This window comes from Pseudomonas sp. NGC7 (genome assembly GCF_047159675.1).
Taxonomy (GTDB): Bacteria; Pseudomonadota; Gammaproteobacteria; order Pseudomonadales; family Pseudomonadaceae; genus Aquipseudomonas; species Aquipseudomonas kermanshahensis.
In genome coordinates, this window is record NZ_BAAFZY010000001.1 from 4,312,847 (window position 1) to 4,329,092 (window position 16,246).

Genomic DNA, 16,246 nt, shown 5'->3' on the forward strand with positions numbered 1-16,246 from the left:
CCCTGGGGCGATGGGCCGCAAAGCGGCCCCGGTTATCAAAGGCTCACATCTGAATGATCGCCTTCAACACCGTCTTGAAGGTATCCAGCTGCTCTTCACTGAACTGCCCAAACACCTTGTCCTGCTGCTCCCTGGCAATGGTCCACAGCGCCTCGGTCTCATCCACACCTTTCACCGAAAGCCGCACCCGCCCCTCATCGTCAGCAATCAGGCCCTTGCGCTTGAGGTTGGCAACCGCTTCCTCGATCTCACGCGCAGGCATCGCCACTTCGCGCTGCAGGTCGTTGAGGCTGAGCCCGGCATCGTTCTCCAGCACCATCACCATGCGCGCCTCACTGGTACGCAACCCGGTGCTCAGTTGACGTGGCTGGTAATCACCCTGGTAGGCACGCAACGCCTGGGTCATCAGGTAGTACAGGTTGTGCTGCAGGCGGCCCTGGAAGTGGCTGCTCGGCGCTTGGCCCTCTGCACGCTGGGTCATGCGCGTGTGGGGCAGCACCATCGAATAGGCGCCTTGGTGGTACAGCAACGGCGAGCGACCGAAGTCATCGAACGCCACCACCTTGCCCACCAGAATCCAGTGGTCGCCGCCGTCCAATTGCTGAAACTTCTCACACTGGAAGCGCGCCGAGCAGTCAGCCAACAGCGGTGCGCCCCCCGCCCCTTGCTGGTAATCGATGCCTGCGAACCGATCGTCCTTGGGCCGCGCGAAGTTGTTGGACAGCTCAATCTGGTCCGCCGCCAGAATGTTCACGGCAAAGTGCGACGCTTCTTCGAATACTTCATGGCTGGTGGAGCGTTTGTCGATGCTCCACAGGATCAACGCAGGCTCCAGCGAGACCGAGTTGAAGCTGTTGGCGGTGACGCCGACCTTGCGCCCGCTGGCGCCAGCGGCGGTGACTACGGTGACGCCGGTGGCGAAGTTGCCCAGCGCGCGGCGGAAGGCTCGGCTATCGAAGGCCGTGGTGTTTTCAGTGGACATGCAAGACTCCCGGGCAGGCCAAGGGCCTGCCCTGTTTGTTGTTGTGGTTGTAAGGGGAATTGACCCGCGCGCGGGTCAGACCATCGCCGGATCAGGCTCCAGGCCCATCAGTTCGCGCCCGAGGATCTGCGCGCAAACGTCATAGTCGGTGTAGGCGTGGGCACCGGTCAGGTGCGCATCACGGAACAGCCGCTGCATCTCGTTGCTTTCAAACCAGGCGCCGCCGCCGGACGCTTCCATCAGCCGGTCTACCGCCTGGATACACATCTTCACGGCATAACCCTGGTTGGTCCGCCAAAACGCCAGCGTGGCGCGTGTGGGGTATTCGTGGCGCTCGCTGTACTCGGCGATTTCATCCCAGCTTTTTTCCAGCAGGGCACGGGCGGCGGCCACTTGATGGGTGGACTCGGCCAGGCGCATCAGCGCAGGGGTTGCAGCCCCCACTGCGGCGCCGGTGTAGGCACGTACGCGGTTGCGGGTTTTCTCGCGGAACACCTCCAGCATGCGCTCGGCGACACCGAGGCTGACGGTGGAAAAACCACTGGCGAAATACGGGCGGTACGGGGCGAAGAAGATCTTGCTGTCTGGGTACAGACCAAAGCCTGCCGACTTGCCTTCCATCATGTCTTTGGCCTTCTGGATGCGGTGCTCCGGCACGAAGGCATCACGCACGATCAAGGTCTTGCTGCCGCTGCCGCGCATGCCCACGGCATACCAGTCATCACGGATTTCGTAGTCGCTGCGCGGCAGAACGGCAAAGCAGTAGTCCTGCGTGCCTTCGGCATTCTTGCGGCGGAACCCCATGATCGCCCACTCGGCATGGTCACAGCCGGAACTCCAGCCCATTTCGCCGCTGAAGGTCACGCCGCCTTCGACTTCCTCGGTACGGCCAAAGGGCGCGATGCTGCTGCTGGCCGTGGCATCCGGGTTGGTTTGCCAGACCTCCTGCTGCAGCGTGGGCGAGAACATCGCCATCTGATGGCTGTGGGTGCACAGCAGGCTCATGGCCCACGCGGTGCTGGCGCAGGCGCCTGCCAGCAAGGCGATGCACTGGGCAAACTGCGGCAGCGAGATCTCCATGCCGCCATAGTGTTTAGGCAAAAAGGCACGGTGCATGCCGATGCTCTTGAGCAGCGCGATATTCTCTGCCGGGACACTGCGATCTTGCTCTGCACGCACCGCATTCGCAGCAATTGTCGGCAGGATCGACTTGAGGTCTTCCAGCAGGGGATTTGGCTTTTTCATGAACGGTCTCTTTATTATTGGAGAGTCAGCTGCGGCTGCGCACGCCCTGTGGCACAGGCGTTACGGTGCTATGGCACAGCCGGCAAGTCAGTAAAGACACGTTCAGTATGTGAGGTGCGAGTGCGCCTCGAAATGCACGTTACGGCGGGAAAATTGCACTTTCCATGGTGTTGATCAGCCGAGGTGCGGTGGGCTCTGGCGGGTCACGGTTTGATCTTTTTCATTTCGTTGAGCAGCTGCATCAGTTGCTGCAGTTTGTCTTCGCCGAACTGGCTGAGGATCCGTTCATAGTTGCGGGCCATTTCCTCGCTCATGGCCATGAACGCCTGCTGCCCCTTGTCGGTCAGGCTGATGAACACCCGGCGCTGGTCTTCTGGCGACTTGCGCCGGGCGACGACCCCATCGCGCTCGAGCCGCTTGAGCACACCACTCATGCTGGGCTTGAGGATGCAGGCAAGCTCGGCAAGCTGATGGCTTTCCAGTTCGCCTTGCTGGTGCAGGATACGAATCACCCGCCACTGCTGTTCGGTCAGGTCATGGGCATTCAATGCCGGCCGAAAGAACGCCATCGTGGCTTCGCGAGCCTGCAGCAGGGTAAGGGTCAGAGAGGGTCTTGGTGTGGTCATGCGTGCCCGAGCATCATGGAAAGTGGCGAGCAGGCCAGTATGCCAGCACGGGCTCATTAATACATTAACCAATCAGCCGCTGGCAGCCCTGTGCAACCGCTGCCAGTGGCACTGGCAGGCTGGTTACACTCGCTGGCAGGCAAGGACAAGACACCCGCCAATGTTCAAGCGCTCAATGGCCTCATGTGCCAGAGCGCTTGCCAAATGGCCCTATCACACTTCTATACAGCAGGCGGCGTCATGATCACCCTCGAGAGCCCGACCTATTACTCCGCGACCAAAAAGTACAACCTGAACTTCCCCACGCTGGAACGTGACATCGACGCCGATGTCGTGGTCATCGGGGGCGGCTTTTCCGGCATCAACACCGCGCTGGAGCTGGCGGAAAAAGGCGTGACCAACATCGTCGTGCTCGAAGCGCGCTACCTGGGTTACGGCGGCACCGGGCGCAACGGCGGGCAGATCATGGCGGGCATCGGCCATGACCTTGAGAAGATCCGGCGCAGTGTCGGCGACAAGGGCCTGCAGGAGATCTTCGCGATCAGCGAACTGGGCGCCGGCATCATCAAGGCACGTATCGCCCGCTACGACATCGACGCCGACTTCTGCCACGGCTATGGCTACATGGGCTTCAACAGCCGGCAGGAAAAGACCCTGCGCGCCTGGGAAAAGCAATTCAAGGCCATCAACCCACATGACGAAATCCGTTTTCTGGGCGGCTCGGAAGTGCGGCAGATCATCGGCAGCGACGCCTACAGCAGCGCCCTGCTGCACATGGGCGGTGGCCACGTGCATTCGCTCAACCTGCTGCTCGGCGAAGCCCAGGCCCTGGTCGGCCACGGTGCGCGCATCTTCGAGCACAGCCCGGCGCTGGAGGTGACCTACGGTGAGCGTATCAAGGTGCGTACCGGGCGCGGCTCGGTGCGCGCCAGCAAGCTGCTGTGGGCCTGCGACAGCTTCCTCAACAAGCTGGAGCCCGAACTGCACAGCCGCACCATCAACACCTACGCCTTCCAGATGATGACCGAGCCTCTGCCGGAGGCGCTGATCGACCGCATCAGCCCGATCCGCGGTGCCTACAGCGATATCCGACCGGTGATCGACTACTACCGGGTCACCCGCGATAACCGCCTGCTGTTCGGCGCTGCCACGTCCTGCATCGAGCATATCCCGCTGGACCTCAAGGCGTGGAACCGTGCACTGATGCTGAAGATCTTCCCGTACCTCAAGGACGTGCGCATTGACCTGGCCTGGGGCGGCCCGATGGCCACCAGCGCCAACCTGTTCCCGCAGATCGGCACGCTGAGCAACCGCCCCAATGCGTTCTATGTGCAGGGCTATTCAGGCTTTGGCGTGACGCCTAGCCACATCATTTGCAAGATCCTCGCCGAAGGCATGCACGAAGGGTCCGCACGCTATGGCCTGCTCAGCTCGGTCAAGCATGCGCGAATCCTCGGCAAAGACCATTTCCGCCCGCTGCTGCTCACCGCCGGTAAGGCCGCGCACCAGCTGTCGGGCTATTTCAACGGCCGCCGTTGAACCTTTCCCTCTCATCACTGGAGCACTGCCATGACCCTCACCGCCGCCAAACAAGGCGTCCAATTGTCCGAACTCGACCCGTGGGGCAGCGTTGCTGACTTGGGCTCGGAGATTCTCGAAGGCGACGTCAACGCCTTCGGCAAGATGACCCACGGCGCGCCGACTGACCCAGTCAGCAGCGCCTACTTCGGCACCACGCGTGGCAAGTTCCGCATGGTCTACCCGTTCGACGAGCAGGCGGTGATCGTCACCGGCGAAATCCAGCTGACCGATGAATCCACGGGGCAAGTCACCCGCTTCAAGGCCGGTGATGCCTGGTTCGTCAGCAAAGGTACGCCGGTGCTGTGGGAGGTGCTGAGCGAATCGTTCGTCAAGCATTACCTGGCAGTGGCCTGAGGTTTGCCCCCGGATTGACACGACCTGGGTAGGAGCAGCCTTGTGCGGCGAAGAGGCCGGTGAAAACACAGTGAACTTTCACTGCTTTCACCGGCCTCTTCGCAGCACAAGGCTGCTCCTACCTGGGTCGCGGTAAGCGCGTGTCAGGCCATGGCCTGGGCGCGGAAGTCCTTGGGCGATTGCTCGAACTGCTTTTTGAACGAGCGGCTGAAATGCGCCGAGTCGGTAAAGCCCCACTTGTAGGCGATCGAGGTGATCGACTCGCGCTTGAAGAACGGGTTGGCCAGGTCGTCCGCGCTGCGCTTCAGGCGCGCACGCTGGATGTAGCGGCAGACGCTGTCACCCTCCTCCTCGAACAGGCGGTACAAATGCCGAACCGAAATGTTCAGCCGGCCGGCCAGGTTGGCCGGTGTCAGCCCGGGCTGTGACAGGGACTCGTCAATCACCTGCTGCACATAGCTGCGCAGGTTGGCACCACTGAGCGGGCCAAGGGTGTGCGGTGAGTCGCCATTGCGCTCGAAACCGGGCTCCAGCAATGCAATGAATGCCGTCTGCAACGCATCGCCTTGCGCACCATCGCCACTGGCATGGTCGTCCTTGCACAGTTGGTCCATCAAAACATGCAGCATGCGCCCGCAGGCATTGGATGAGGAAATCTTGCCGAACATCCCACCGCTGCCTTGCACATGCTTGCGCACCTGCTCGCGGGAAAGGGCCAGCGAAACATGCTCGATCAACCCACTGGGGGTGATCTCGCAACGCCCGACAGAGTCCATCAGCAGCAACTCGCCCGGCGCCAGGCTGACCTGCATGCCATCCTGCGCCACCGTCGAGTAGCCCATGCGCTGGCTGACCAGAAAACAATGCTGGTCATCGTCGAGAGTCGGGTTGTCGCCCAGGCGGCGGATGTTGCCGGCATTGGTGCGCAGATTGGCCAGTGGTAACCCCGCGCGGGAGAACGTCGACACTTCGCCGATGAACAACGCAGGGTTGGAGGCCAGCTCGGTCTCGAAACGGCCGCAGATCTGCTGCATGGCCGTGGTCCAGCGTTCCAGCCCCTGACGGTTGGGTTGTTGAGTGTGCATGGATGCCCTCGACGCAGAATTTGTTGTTATGCAGCCATTGTTAACATGTTATCAATGACCGCACAACTGTGATCTCTCGTCTGAAGCTTGAGCAAGGCACGTGCCAAAAAAAGCTTAGAGACGCGGCAGCGATTGCCCGAACAGGCCGAGGCAGGCCATCAGGTGCGCGCGTTGCGGCGGGCTGATCTGAATGTAGCGACGAAACGCTGGCCTGCGGTTGACCACTTCGCTGCCGCCCATGTGTTCCAAGGTCAGCCACCAGTGGCCATCGCGGCATTCCAGGGTCAGGCGCTTGAAATCCAGCGGCATCAGGGCGGCGGTCAGTTGCGCATTGTTCAGCAGTTGCTCACGTACCTGGGTGAAACGCGCCTTGTCGCCGCCGCGGTACACGCACGCCAGGCCAGTACGACGGATTGCACCCGCATGACGCATTTCAAGCGTTACCCCGCCCCCTTGCAGGGCAGGCAGGCACAGGCGGAATTCGCAGGTGACCACATGCATCAGCAAGTGTGCCTCGACACACTCACGTACCTCGGCACGACAGCCCAGCGCCGGGTTGTCGATCACCCCGCGGGCGGGTTCCAGCAACTGCATGTGCACCTGCCCCAGGTTACGCGACAGCAGCCCCAGCGTGGCCCCGGGCTGGTAGCCGGCCGGGGCACGCGGCGCCAGCAGGCGATCACGCAAACGTCTGATCATGGTGCAGGTGCTCCACTGCATGGCCCGGCTCTGCCGCAAATTCTTTTTCCAGCACATCCTCGACCCGCGCCGGCTTGAACGGGTTGACCTTCTGCACGCACAGCGTCCAGAACAGCGCATAGGTGGCGGTGCCGGCCAGCATGATGGCGAACGGCACATAGATGTCGGCCGGGTTCATGCCTGGTGGGGTGATGAACGCCATGCCAATGACGATACCGCCACTGGAAATGATCTGCGGCAGCGGGAACAGTGGCGAGCGGTAGGCCCGTGGCAGATCGGGCCGGCGGATGCGCAGGATCACCACCGACAGCGTCACCAGCAGGTATGCCGTGCTCCAGGCACACACTGCCGCCAGCACCAGGTGCAGGATGTTGTCCGGGTTGCCGCCCAGGTACCAGGCGTGCAGGCAAGGGATCAGGGCAACCACGAGAATGCACAGCAAGGGCGTCTTGAACCGCGGGTGCAGGTAGGCGAAGGCCTTGGGCAGCGCGCCGTCCACCGCCATGCCGTACAGGATGCGAGGCACCCCGGCCATCAAGGTGTTGATGGTGGCGGCGCCGGCAAATAAAAAGCCGATACCCAGCCACACCGGGCCGATATCGCCCATCACCTGTTCAGCGAAACGCGGGATGGCCATGGGCGTGTCGAGCAAGTGCACGCCGCTGGCGGCATCGAGCACGACGTTTTCCACCTGGCGCTTCATGGCTGCGCCATAGATGAACATGCAGCTGGCCACACCAAACAGGCCCAGCGCCATGGCCCGCGGCAACACCCAGGCCGAACGGCGCAGCTCCGGCGCCAGCGGCGTGACGAACTCACAGCCGACGAACATGAACATGGCCATGCCGATCAGCGAGAGGATGGTCATCAGGTCGGTGCCGACCAGCGACGCCCCGAACGGCCCTTCCAGCTCGACCGCCGGTGCGGCGATCAGGCCCAGCACGCCGAACACCATCAGCGTGGTCCACATGCCGAAGGTCAGGATCACTTCGGCCCGGCTGAACGCACTGACCCCGAAGGCATTGAGCACGGCGAACGCCAACACGAAGCAGACACCCAGCAGCCACGAACCGCCCGCCGACTCAGCCAGGGTGTTGAGGTGCTCGAAGTTCACCAGCGCCATGACCCCCGACAGGATGGTTTCGGCAGTACCGGCGAACACGTGCACGATCAGGTAGGCCGACAACGTGCCGGTGATGGCGAAGAAGCGGCCCATGCCGCAGTTGATGTAGTCGTAGACCGACCCTGTGGTTGGCAAGATCGAGGCCGCTTCGGCAAAGGTGGTCGACTGCGCCAGCATCATCAATGCCGCGATGACCATGGCCAAGGCGAAGGCACTGCCACCAATGCCAAACCCCATGGTCGCGGTGAGGATCACCGGGCTGGCCATGATCAGCCCGACGGTGCTGGCCAGCGCCGTAGGAAAACCGACACTGCCCCGGTTGAGATGCTCGGTGAGCTTATTGTTGAGTGACATCGTTATGCCCCGGCTTGTTTTGTGGCGTTGAACGCGGCAAGTGAACCTGCACGCACGGCTGTTGTTTGCCTCCCTGCGTCATCACTGTGCGCCGCAGCCGGCGGGGCGTCTTGCCCATGGCTGCCGTGGCCCTTGTTGCTGCCTGCCAGCACCTGCATGCCTGGCAGGCAGCGTCATGCCGCCGTCAGGGAGATGCAAGATCAGCACCGGGCCCGTTCACTATGCTCGACGCTTTGGCGGCCGGTCAGGCCGCGTTCCTCTGCCTCAGGAGCCAGCATGAGCGACATTACCCTTCTTCCCACGGTCACGGCATTCTTGGCCCGCCAACATGGCGTGTTCATTCACGGCCACTCCATCGCCAGCCAATCCGCCTCGACCCTTGCCGTGATCAACCCGGCCAATGGCGAAACCCTCGCGCGCATCGCCGATGCCAACCAGGCCGACATTGACCATGCCGTGAGCTCGGCGCGCCAAGGCTTCAGCACCTGGTCGTGCACCAGCCCGGCCGCCCGCGCCGGCGTGCTGTTCAAGCTGGCCGACCTGCTGGAAGCCAACCGCGAAGAATTGGCCCAGCTAGAGACCTTGCAGTCGGGCAAGCTGATCGGCATCGCGCGCGCGTTCGAGGTAGAGCAGGCCGCGCATTTCTTGCGCTACTACGCAGGCTGGGCCACCAAGATCACCGGCCAAACCATCACCCCGTCCCTGCCCTCGTTCGCCGGTGAGCGCTACAGCGCCTTCACCCTGCGCGAACCGATCGGCGTGGTGGTGGGCATCGTGCCGTGGAACTTCGCCACCATGATCGCCATCTGGAAGCTGGCCTCGGCGCTGACCACCGGCTGCAGCATCATTCTCAAACCCAGCGAGTTCACGCCCCTGACGCTGCTGCGCATCGCCGAACTGGCCAGCGAGGCCGGCCTACCGCCAGGCGCCCTCAACGTACTGACCGGCGGCGGCCTGGTGGGCAAGGCGCTGGTCGAGCACCCCGGTACCGACAAGGTCTCGTTCACCGGCTCCGTGCCCACCGGCATCGCCGTCGGCAAGGCCGCCATGGGTGCCAAGCTGACCCGTGCGACGCTGGAACTGGGCGGCAAGAACTCGGTAGCGTTCCTGCCCGATGTAGCGCTCGACAAAGCCGTCGACGGCATCATTGAAGCTGGCTTTCTGCATTCCGGGCAGATCTGCGCCGCCGGTGAGCGCTTCTTCGTCCACCGCTCGCGCATCGACCCACTGCTTGACGCACTGTGCCAACGCCTGGGCCAGCTGAAGGTCGGCTCGCCGCTGGATGAATCGACCCAGTTCGGCCCGGTAGCCAACAAGCCACACCAGCAGAAGCTGGCCGAATTGTTCGCCACCGCACGCGCCGAAGGCAGCCAGATCATTCATGGTGGGCACATTGGCGATGGCCCAGGCTGCTTTGTCGAGCCGACGGTGATTCTCGCCAAGGGCGCCAGCGACACCCTGCTCAACCAGGAAACCTTCGGCCCGGTGGCGACCTTCTTGCCGTACGACGACGAAGACGAACTGTTGCACCTGATGAACGCAACGCCCTACGGCCTCAGCGCCAGCCTGTGGACCAACGACCTGGGCAAAGCCATGCGGATGGTCCCGCAAATCCAGGCCGGTACGCTGTGGGTCAACATGCACACCCTGCTCGACCCCGCCGTGCCTTTCGGCGGTATCAAGGCGTCCGGCATCGGCCGCGAGTTCGGCTCGGCGTTCATCGATGATTTCACCGAGCTCAAGTCGGTGATGATCCGTTACTGAAGCGCCCTGCTGCATGCACCTGGCCAAGGCGGGCAAGCGCCTTGGCAGCCACGAACAAGACCCCACCCAGCCATCCACGCACTAATAGGCCGTCGCAGCCAACCGCGACGGCGCCTCGCCCCAACGAGGCTGCCCCCGAACAACAAAGGCCGCCTTGCGAGGTGCCGAGAACAATCGAGGGAAGTGCAATGTTCAAACCGCAACGGCTGTCCACCCTGGCCCTGGCCACGCTGCTGGCCAGCCAGGCCGCGCCGGCCTACGAACTCAACGCCGACGACGACAGCCACGTGAATGCCGACATGCTCGCGGTGTGGGGCATGTTTAACAGCCGCAAGAATTATGACGGCACGGCCGGTGGCTCGACCTGGCGCGAGGGCTTCATCAAGTATGGCCTGAGCGGTGACCAGGGCCTGGCAGGCAACGGCAGCCTCTATGGCGCCTTGAACTGGGTGAGCTCCGCCACCTGGGGCGATGGCGATGCCGCCGGCAACACCGATGGCTCCGAGCGCACCACCAAGATCGAAGACGCCTACCTGGGCTGGCGTTCAGGCGACCTGCTGCCCTGGCTGGGCAAGGATGGCGTAGACCTTTCTGGGGGGCGGCAGGTGGTCCGCCTGGGCAGCGGCTTCCTGATCAACGACGACGGCCCGAACCTGGGCAACGGCGTGGCCGACGGCCACCTGGACCGCGGCGGCGCCTACTACCTGGCGGCGCGTCACGCCTTCGACCGCACCGCAGTACTGCGCCTGGGCGGGCAGGATGGCCTGCATGGCAGCCTGCTGTGGCTGAAGTCCGATAACCGCGCGCAGGCCGAAACCGAACTGGCCGCCGGCACCCTGGACTACACCCATGCTCTGGGCACCTTGGGGCTGACCTGGGTGCACGGTATCGACGTCACCGAGCAATGGGCCAGCGCGTTCCAGAAAGCGCGTGAGGGCATGGACGTCTACAGCCTGCGTGGTGAAGGCAACGCCGGTATCGACAATGCCAGTATCGCCTTCGAATACGCGTGGCAAGACAAGCAAGGCGGCCCGGAAAAAGCCTGGTACCTGCAGGCCGGCTATACCTTCGCCGACCTGCCTTGGGCACCCCAGGTGACCTACCGCTACACCCGCTACTCGGCAGGCTGGGACGCGCTGTTCAGTGGCCTGTCCAGTGGCTATGGCACCTGGTTCCAGGGTGAAGTCGCCGCCAACTATGCCGGGCCCGTCAACAGCAACACCGGCATCCACCATGTCGGCGTGAAGGCGACCCCGCTGGAAAACCTCACGGTCGGTGCGCTGTATTTCGACTTCGACACGGTGCGTACCCGCGACAGCCTCAACCTCGATGCCCGGGAGCTCGACCTTTACCTGGAATGGGCGGTCAACGACCACCTGATCATCAGCCCGCTGGTGGGCCTGTATCAGCCCCGCAAGGACGAGCGCAACGGCGGCAATCAGGTGGGCGGCGACGGCACCAACGTCTACAGCCAGCTGACTGTTGCGGTGCCGTTCTAGATCAGTACATGAACCACTGTAGGAGCAGCCTTGTGCTGCGAAGAGGCCGGTGAAAACACAGTAGACCTCCGCTGCCTTCACCGGCCTATTCGCAGCACAAGGCTGCTCCACACGAAGCTCAGCCGTGGCACGGCAGGTCAAGTCGCCTGGCACGCTGACGCAAGACGGCCTGCCGCTCGTTAGCGAAACTGACACCACGAATGACAGCCCCCGCCCACAAAAACAAAACCTGACAACGGCCGCCTTGCGAGACCCGCCATGACCCTCGATACCCGCATTGACTTCATCTACCTGTCCGAACAGGACATGATCCGCGCCGGCGTGACCGACATGCCCGCCTGTGTCGATACCATGGAAGAAATGTTCGACCTGCTCTACCAGGGCGACTACCGCATGGCCGGCCCGAACAACGACTCCCACGGCGCGATGATCACCTTCCCCGAGCAATCGCCGTTCCCGCACATGCCAAAGCCGACCGCAGACCGTCGCATGATGGCCATGCCAGCGTACCTGGGCGGCAACTTCCGCACCGCGGGCGCCAAATGGTACGGCTCCAACATCGCCAACCGCGAAAAGGGCCTGCCCCGCTCGATCCTGATGTTCACCCTCAACGACGCCGACACCGGCGCCCCACTGGCACACATGTCGGCCAACCTGCTGTCGGCGTACCGCACCGGCGCCATCCCCGGGGTTGGTGCGCGCCACCTGGCCCGCAAGGACGCCAAGGTCATCGGCCTGGCTGGGCCGGGCGTGATGGGCAAGACCACGGTTGCCGCGTTCATGGCGGTGTGCCCGCTGATCGATACGATCAAGATCAAGGGCCGAGGCCAGAAGAACCTGGATGACTTCGTTGCCTGGGTCCAGGCGACCTTCCCGCAAATCACCCACATCCAGGTCGTGCAGACCCTGGAAGAAGTGGTACGTGACGCCGACCTGGTCAGCTACTGCAGCTCGGGCGAAGTCGGCGACCCCAGCACTTACCCGCTGGTGCGGCGCGAGTGGGTCAAGCCCGGTGCGTTCTTGGCCATGCCTGCCCCGTGCAGCATCGATGACGGCATGGAGCGTGCGGACGTGCGCAAGGTGGTGGACAACACAGGGCTGTACCAAGCCTGGTTCGAAGAACTGCCCAAGCCTGCGCACAACCATGTGCCGCTGGTAGGCGTGCGTTTCATGGACATGATCGCCGAAGGCAAGCTGGACGCCGCGCAGGTCGAGGACATCGGCAAGATCATCAGGGGTGATGCGCCAGGCCGTCTGAACGACGAAGAAATCATCCTCATGTCGGTGGGCGGCATGCCCGTGGAAGACGTTGCCTGGGGCACCGTCGTGTACCGCAACGCGCTCGAGAAAGGCATCGGCGTGAAGCTCAATCTCTGGGAAAAACCTGTCCTTAGCTGATTCCTCAACCACTCAAAAAAGGCTCCCCCATGACGCAGATCACCAAACTGAAAACCGGCTCGAAATTCGAAGACCTGGCCAGCTATTCCCGCCTGGTGGCGGTGGACAACTGGATCCACGTCTCTAACACCGCCGGGCGCAACCCGCAGACCCAGGTCATCCCTGAAGACGTGATCGAACAGACCCACCAGGTATTCGCCAACATCGAAACCGCACTGGCGGCAGTCGATGCCGGGCTGGGGGATGTGATCAGCTCGCGTGTGTTCATCCAGGACCCGGCCGACGTGCCAACGGTCATGGAAGTGATCGGCGAAAAATTCCGAGGCATCGACCCGGCCACCACCGTCACCTGCCCGCCCCTGGGCTCGACCGTCTACAAAGTCGAGCTGGAAGTGACGGCGTACCGGGGGGCTTCGCGCGCGCAGGTCACGCTGATCCGCCTGGGCGAGTGATCCGCCAGCCTTGAACCGCAACATTCCGTTCACACTGCCGCCGAGTGAAGCCATGCCCCCCGTCATCGACCCTGTGCACACCCCTACCACCCACCCTCAGGCCACGAGCGTGGTGATCATCGGGGGAGGCATCATCGGCCTGACCGCGGCCCTTACCCTGGCCGAACGCAACATCCCTGTGGTGCTGCTGGAGAAGGGGCGCCTTGCGGGCGAGCAGTCGTCGCGCAACCTGGGCTGGGTGCGTAAGACCAACCGCCATGCCCACGATATTCCGTTGGCCCTGGCCGCCGACCAACTGTGGGCGAAAATGCCAGAACGGGTCGGCAGCGATGTCGGCTACCGGCAAGCAGGCATCATGTTCATCGGCCGCAACGACACGCAGATGGGCATGCACGAAAGCTGGCTCAAGAGCGTCGAGCACCTTGGCCTGGACTCTCGGCTGCTCAGCAACAAGGAGATTGCCAACAAGGTGCCCGGCGGCCGTGCCGACTGGGCCGGGGGCATCTACACCGCCTCGGACGCGCGCGCCGAGCCGACCCTGGCCGCCAGCGCCATCGCCCGTGCAGCGATCGCCAAAGGCGCGGTGCTCGTGGAAAACTGCGCGGTGCGCACGCTGGTCACCGCCGCTGGCAGGGTCAGCGGCGTTGTCACCGAGCAAGGCGAGATTCGCTGCGACCAGGTATTGCTAGCCGGCGGCTTGTGGTCTCGCAAGTTTCTCGGCAACCTCAATATCAACCTGCCCACCCTGCCGCTGACCTGTTCAGTACTGCGCACCCACCCGCTGGACGGCCCGACCGACATTGCCGTGGGCGCACCGGACTTTTCCTTCCGCAAACACAAGGATGGCGGCTACATCATTACCCAGCGCGGGGCGCTCGATGCATTCCTGACCCTGGATCACCTGCTGCTGGGCAGGCGTTACCTGCCGCAACTGCGGGCACAGCGTGACTTTTTGCGCATCAGCTTCGGTAAGTACTTCTTCAAGGACCTGGCCCTGGCCCGGCGCTGGAGTGCCTCCCAGGTGACGCCCTTCGAGCGCGTCAGGGTTCAGGACCCACAGGCCAACACGGCATTGAACGATGAAGCCCTGCGTAACCTGAAAGCAGCTTGGCCAGTGTTCGAGCAGGCCCGGATCGCCTCCGCCTGGGCAGGCACGATTGACGTCACCCCAGACTCAAACCCCGTGATCGGCCCGGTGCCGGCCATTCCCGGCCTGACCTTGGCGACCGGGTTTTCCGGGCATGGCTTCGGCACCTCGCCGGCAGCGGGCCAATTGGCGGCGGACTTGGTTTCGCAGTCACCCACGTTGATCGACCCGAGCCCCTATCGGTTCGAGCGCTTCGCCTAAGCGGCGCCTCATCGGATGTAACTGCCGCCGTTCATATCCAGCGTCGCGCCGTTGAGCGACGCCTGGGACGGGCGCAAAGTGAACGCCACCAGCTCGGCGATTTCAGTCGGGCTGGCCATACGCCCAAGGGGGATGTCTGCCACGGCGGCGGCTTCGCCATGTTGGGCGACAAACTGTTCCGCCATGTCGGTGCGCACCCAACCCGGGGCAATCGCCACCGCCACCACACCCTGCCCCGCCACGCTACGGGCCAGTGATTTGGTCAAGTTGATCAGCGCGGCCTTGCTGCTGCCGTAGGGCAATGCCTCGGCGGCATAACCTCGCTGGGCGGCGCGGCTGGCCATGTTGACGATACGCCCGCCGCCATGGGCACCAAAATGCGCCACTGCTTCACGGCACAAGTCGGCTGCGGCGAAGAAGTTGACTTGAAACTCGCGACGCCACGCCGCCCGCCATTGCGCTGAGGGCGCATCCAGCGGGACCTCGGTGCGGATGCCTGCGTTGTTGACCAGGCCATGGATGCGCCCACCGGCCAGCTCAAGGGCGGCATGCCACAGGGCCTCGGGGCCGGTGTCCTGGCTCAGGTCACCCTGCACGGTCCAGCCCTTGCCCGCGATCCGCTCCAACAGGGCCTCGGCACCTTTGGCATCGCGGCTGTAATGAATCAGCGGCTTGGCACCCTCGGCCGCCAGTTGTTCGACAATCGCGGCGCCAATACCCCCTGACGCTCCCGTGACCAGGACTACCTGCCCATGCAGGGGCCGTGTGCGTTCACTCATGAAGTTCACCTTCTTTCTATGCAGCCCAGAAAAATGCCGCGTGCCTGGCTGCAGGCGCGCGGCATGACGCAGTGTTACGCCCTACTTGGCAGCGTTGGCCGCCAGCGAAGCGTTGTCGACCAGCTGCTGGATTTCACCGGTGTCGCGTCGCTGCCTCAGGTAGATGTTCAGCACTTCAAGGTCGGCCGCCGTGATGTCCCGGCGTACACCGAATGAAACGCCCTGCTTGGCCAGTGCAGGCTTGGGCAGTATCTCGCGGGTCCAGTCAGGGTTGGCCAGGGCAAACAGGTGGTTGGTGTCGCTGGCATCGACCAGCACATCAGCACGTTTGGACATGACCGCCAGGCGCGCTTCGTCCATGCCGGGCAAACGCATGATCTTGCCATTGCGCACGACCGCGCTGATGGCCTTGTCCTGGGCTGTGCCAGACATCACCGCGAACGTCACGTCCGGTTTGTCGAGGGTGGCGATGTCGTCCTTCACGTCTGCGAGCTTGGGGTTGTTCTTGTTGACCAGCAGCGACACCTGATAGTCGGTTGCCGGCACGGTGAATGCGACCGCCAAGGCACGTTCCGGGGTCTGGTTCAGGGCCATAGCCAGGTCCCACTTGCTGCTTTGCAAGCCCGCCACCAGGTTGTCCCAACTGGTGTCGACGAACTCCACCTTGACCTTGAGCACCTTCTCGCCGAAGTCCCGGCATAGGTCGACGAAGTAGCCGCTGTAGGCGCTAGTGCTGGCGTCTCGCATCACGTACGGCGCTGCCACGGCGGCGCCACAACGCAACACCCCGGCTTTTTGCACGTCTTGCCACAGCGAAGTCTCAGCGGCCTGGGCCGGCGCTTGAGCCAGCAGTGCGGCACAAAGGCTGGCACTGGCCAACAGCGCGTTGAACGAAGAGCGGACGGAAACAACCATTTTTGACCTCACTGATAATCATTGTTGTTGGCAGGAAGGTAA

At 63.3% G+C, this 16,246-nt stretch carries 15 protein-coding genes; 7 read left to right on the plus strand and 8 right to left on the minus strand.

What is annotated here, in order from left to right; all coding sequences use genetic code 11:
- Nucleotides 1-43: 43 nt before the first annotated feature.
- From ACMCNM_RS19260 to hpaR, 3 genes are all read right to left on the minus strand, one after another.
- The gene (locus ACMCNM_RS19260; RefSeq protein ID WP_412765190.1) at nucleotides 44-982 is read right to left on the minus strand and encodes a p-hydroxyphenylacetate 3-hydroxylase reductase component; all 939 of its coding nucleotides are present in this window, start codon (nucleotides 980-982) and stop codon (nucleotides 44-46) included.
- Between the two features lie 75 nt (nucleotides 983-1,057).
- Nucleotides 1,058-2,227, minus strand: coding sequence for a p-hydroxyphenylacetate 3-hydroxylase oxygenase component (locus ACMCNM_RS19265; RefSeq protein WP_027596123.1), 1,170 nt, complete (start codon nucleotides 2,225-2,227; stop codon nucleotides 1,058-1,060).
- A 203-nt stretch (nucleotides 2,228-2,430) separates the two neighbouring features.
- On the minus strand, nucleotides 2,431-2,853 hold the full coding sequence (gene hpaR / locus ACMCNM_RS19270) for a homoprotocatechuate degradation operon regulator HpaR (protein ID WP_085273095.1): 423 nt from the start codon (nucleotides 2,851-2,853) through the stop codon (nucleotides 2,431-2,433).
- 240 nt (nucleotides 2,854-3,093) lie between these two features.
- Here hpaR and ACMCNM_RS19275 point away from each other — a divergent pair, with 240 nt between their 5' ends.
- Nucleotides 3,094-4,392, plus strand: a complete 1,299-nt coding sequence (locus ACMCNM_RS19275; RefSeq protein ID WP_085273094.1) for an NAD(P)/FAD-dependent oxidoreductase — start codon at nucleotides 3,094-3,096, stop codon at nucleotides 4,390-4,392.
- 30 nt (nucleotides 4,393-4,422) lie between these two features.
- Nucleotides 4,423-4,788 (plus strand): cupin domain-containing protein, encoded by a 366-nt coding sequence (locus tag ACMCNM_RS19280; RefSeq protein WP_027596120.1) that lies wholly within the window; start codon nucleotides 4,423-4,425, stop codon nucleotides 4,786-4,788.
- Between the two features lie 143 nt (nucleotides 4,789-4,931).
- Here the strand turns inward: ACMCNM_RS19280 and feaR are convergent, their stop codons facing one another.
- The 3 genes from feaR to ACMCNM_RS19295 form a co-directional block, all read right to left on the minus strand.
- The gene (feaR, locus tag ACMCNM_RS19285; protein WP_412765191.1) at nucleotides 4,932-5,873 is read right to left on the minus strand and encodes a transcriptional regulator FeaR; all 942 of its coding nucleotides are present in this window, start codon (nucleotides 5,871-5,873) and stop codon (nucleotides 4,932-4,934) included.
- Between the two features lie 114 nt (nucleotides 5,874-5,987).
- Nucleotides 5,988-6,572 carry a DUF3156 family protein gene (locus tag ACMCNM_RS19290; RefSeq protein ID WP_412765192.1) on the minus strand — a complete coding sequence of 195 codons (585 nt, stop codon included), beginning with the start codon at nucleotides 6,570-6,572 and terminating at the stop codon, nucleotides 5,988-5,990.
- Nucleotides 6,553-8,049, minus strand: coding sequence for an APC family permease (locus ACMCNM_RS19295; RefSeq protein ID WP_027596117.1), 1,497 nt, complete (start codon nucleotides 8,047-8,049; stop codon nucleotides 6,553-6,555). Before ACMCNM_RS19295 ends, ACMCNM_RS19290 begins: the two co-directional genes overlap by 20 nt.
- A gap of 276 nt (nucleotides 8,050-8,325) precedes the next feature.
- Here ACMCNM_RS19295 and ACMCNM_RS19300 point away from each other — a divergent pair, with 276 nt between their 5' ends.
- The 5 genes from ACMCNM_RS19300 (at nucleotide 8,326) to ACMCNM_RS19320 (ending at nucleotide 14,510) form a co-directional block, all read left to right on the plus strand.
- Nucleotides 8,326-9,813, plus strand: a complete 1,488-nt coding sequence (locus tag ACMCNM_RS19300) for an aldehyde dehydrogenase family protein (RefSeq protein ID WP_412765193.1) — start codon at nucleotides 8,326-8,328, stop codon at nucleotides 9,811-9,813.
- A 188-nt stretch (nucleotides 9,814-10,001) separates the two neighbouring features.
- Complete coding sequence (locus tag ACMCNM_RS19305) at nucleotides 10,002-11,312, plus strand: hypothetical protein (protein ID WP_412765194.1); 1,311 nt, start codon at nucleotides 10,002-10,004, stop codon at nucleotides 11,310-11,312.
- Nucleotides 11,313-11,570: 258 nt separating this feature from the next.
- Nucleotides 11,571-12,710: a tyramine oxidase subunit B gene (locus tag ACMCNM_RS19310; RefSeq protein ID WP_099454650.1), complete on the plus strand. Its 1,140-nt coding sequence runs from the start codon at nucleotides 11,571-11,573 to the stop codon at nucleotides 12,708-12,710.
- 29 nt (nucleotides 12,711-12,739) lie between these two features.
- Complete coding sequence (locus ACMCNM_RS19315) at nucleotides 12,740-13,162, plus strand: RidA family protein (protein ID WP_099428869.1); 423 nt, start codon at nucleotides 12,740-12,742, stop codon at nucleotides 13,160-13,162.
- A gap of 52 nt (nucleotides 13,163-13,214) precedes the next feature.
- Nucleotides 13,215-14,510: an NAD(P)/FAD-dependent oxidoreductase gene (locus tag ACMCNM_RS19320; RefSeq protein ID WP_186703295.1), complete on the plus strand. Its 1,296-nt coding sequence runs from the start codon at nucleotides 13,215-13,217 to the stop codon at nucleotides 14,508-14,510.
- Nucleotides 14,511-14,518: 8 nt separating this feature from the next.
- On the opposite strand, the gene ACMCNM_RS19325 is transcribed toward ACMCNM_RS19320, so the two are convergent.
- Complete coding sequence (locus ACMCNM_RS19325; RefSeq protein WP_412765195.1) at nucleotides 14,519-15,289, minus strand: SDR family NAD(P)-dependent oxidoreductase; 771 nt, start codon at nucleotides 15,287-15,289, stop codon at nucleotides 14,519-14,521.
- An 81-nt stretch (nucleotides 15,290-15,370) separates the two neighbouring features.
- Entirely contained in the window at nucleotides 15,371-16,204 is an 834-nt protein-coding gene (locus ACMCNM_RS19330) for a transporter substrate-binding domain-containing protein (RefSeq protein WP_099454652.1), read from the minus strand.
- Nucleotides 16,205-16,246 lie beyond the last annotated feature (42 nt).

Bases quoted from the DNA above. Each gene is read 5' to 3' on its own strand.
- ACMCNM_RS19305 (WP_412765194.1), top strand. From the start codon at position 10,002: ATGTTCAAACCGCAACGGCTGTCCACCCTGGCCCTGGCCACGCTGCTG.
- ACMCNM_RS19310 (WP_099454650.1), top strand. From the start codon at position 11,571: ATGACCCTCGATACCCGCATTGACTTCATCTACCTGTCCGAACAGGAC.
- ACMCNM_RS19300 (WP_412765193.1), top strand. From the start codon at position 8,326: ATGAGCGACATTACCCTTCTTCCCACGGTCACGGCATTCTTGGCCCGC.
- ACMCNM_RS19265 (WP_027596123.1), bottom strand. From the start codon at position 2,227: ATGAAAAAGCCAAATCCCCTGCTGGAAGACCTCAAGTCGATCCTGCCG.
- ACMCNM_RS19280 (WP_027596120.1), top strand. From the start codon at position 4,423: ATGACCCTCACCGCCGCCAAACAAGGCGTCCAATTGTCCGAACTCGAC.
- ACMCNM_RS19295 (WP_027596117.1), bottom strand. From the start codon at position 8,049: ATGTCACTCAACAATAAGCTCACCGAGCATCTCAACCGGGGCAGTGTC.
- ACMCNM_RS19290 (WP_412765192.1), bottom strand. From the start codon at position 6,572: ATGATCAGACGTTTGCGTGATCGCCTGCTGGCGCCGCGTGCCCCGGCC.
- hpaR (WP_085273095.1), bottom strand. From the start codon at position 2,853: ATGACCACACCAAGACCCTCTCTGACCCTTACCCTGCTGCAGGCTCGC.
- ACMCNM_RS19320 (WP_186703295.1), top strand. From the start codon at position 13,215: ATGCCCCCCGTCATCGACCCTGTGCACACCCCTACCACCCACCCTCAG.
- ACMCNM_RS19315 (WP_099428869.1), top strand. From the start codon at position 12,740: ATGACGCAGATCACCAAACTGAAAACCGGCTCGAAATTCGAAGACCTG.
- ACMCNM_RS19275 (WP_085273094.1), top strand. From the start codon at position 3,094: ATGATCACCCTCGAGAGCCCGACCTATTACTCCGCGACCAAAAAGTAC.
- ACMCNM_RS19260 (WP_412765190.1), bottom strand. From the start codon at position 982: ATGTCCACTGAAAACACCACGGCCTTCGATAGCCGAGCCTTCCGCCGC.
- ACMCNM_RS19325 (WP_412765195.1), bottom strand. From the start codon at position 15,289: ATGAGTGAACGCACACGGCCCCTGCATGGGCAGGTAGTCCTGGTCACG.
- ACMCNM_RS19330 (WP_099454652.1), bottom strand. From the start codon at position 16,204: ATGGTTGTTTCCGTCCGCTCTTCGTTCAACGCGCTGTTGGCCAGTGCC.
- feaR (WP_412765191.1), bottom strand. From the start codon at position 5,873: ATGCACACTCAACAACCCAACCGTCAGGGGCTGGAACGCTGGACCACG.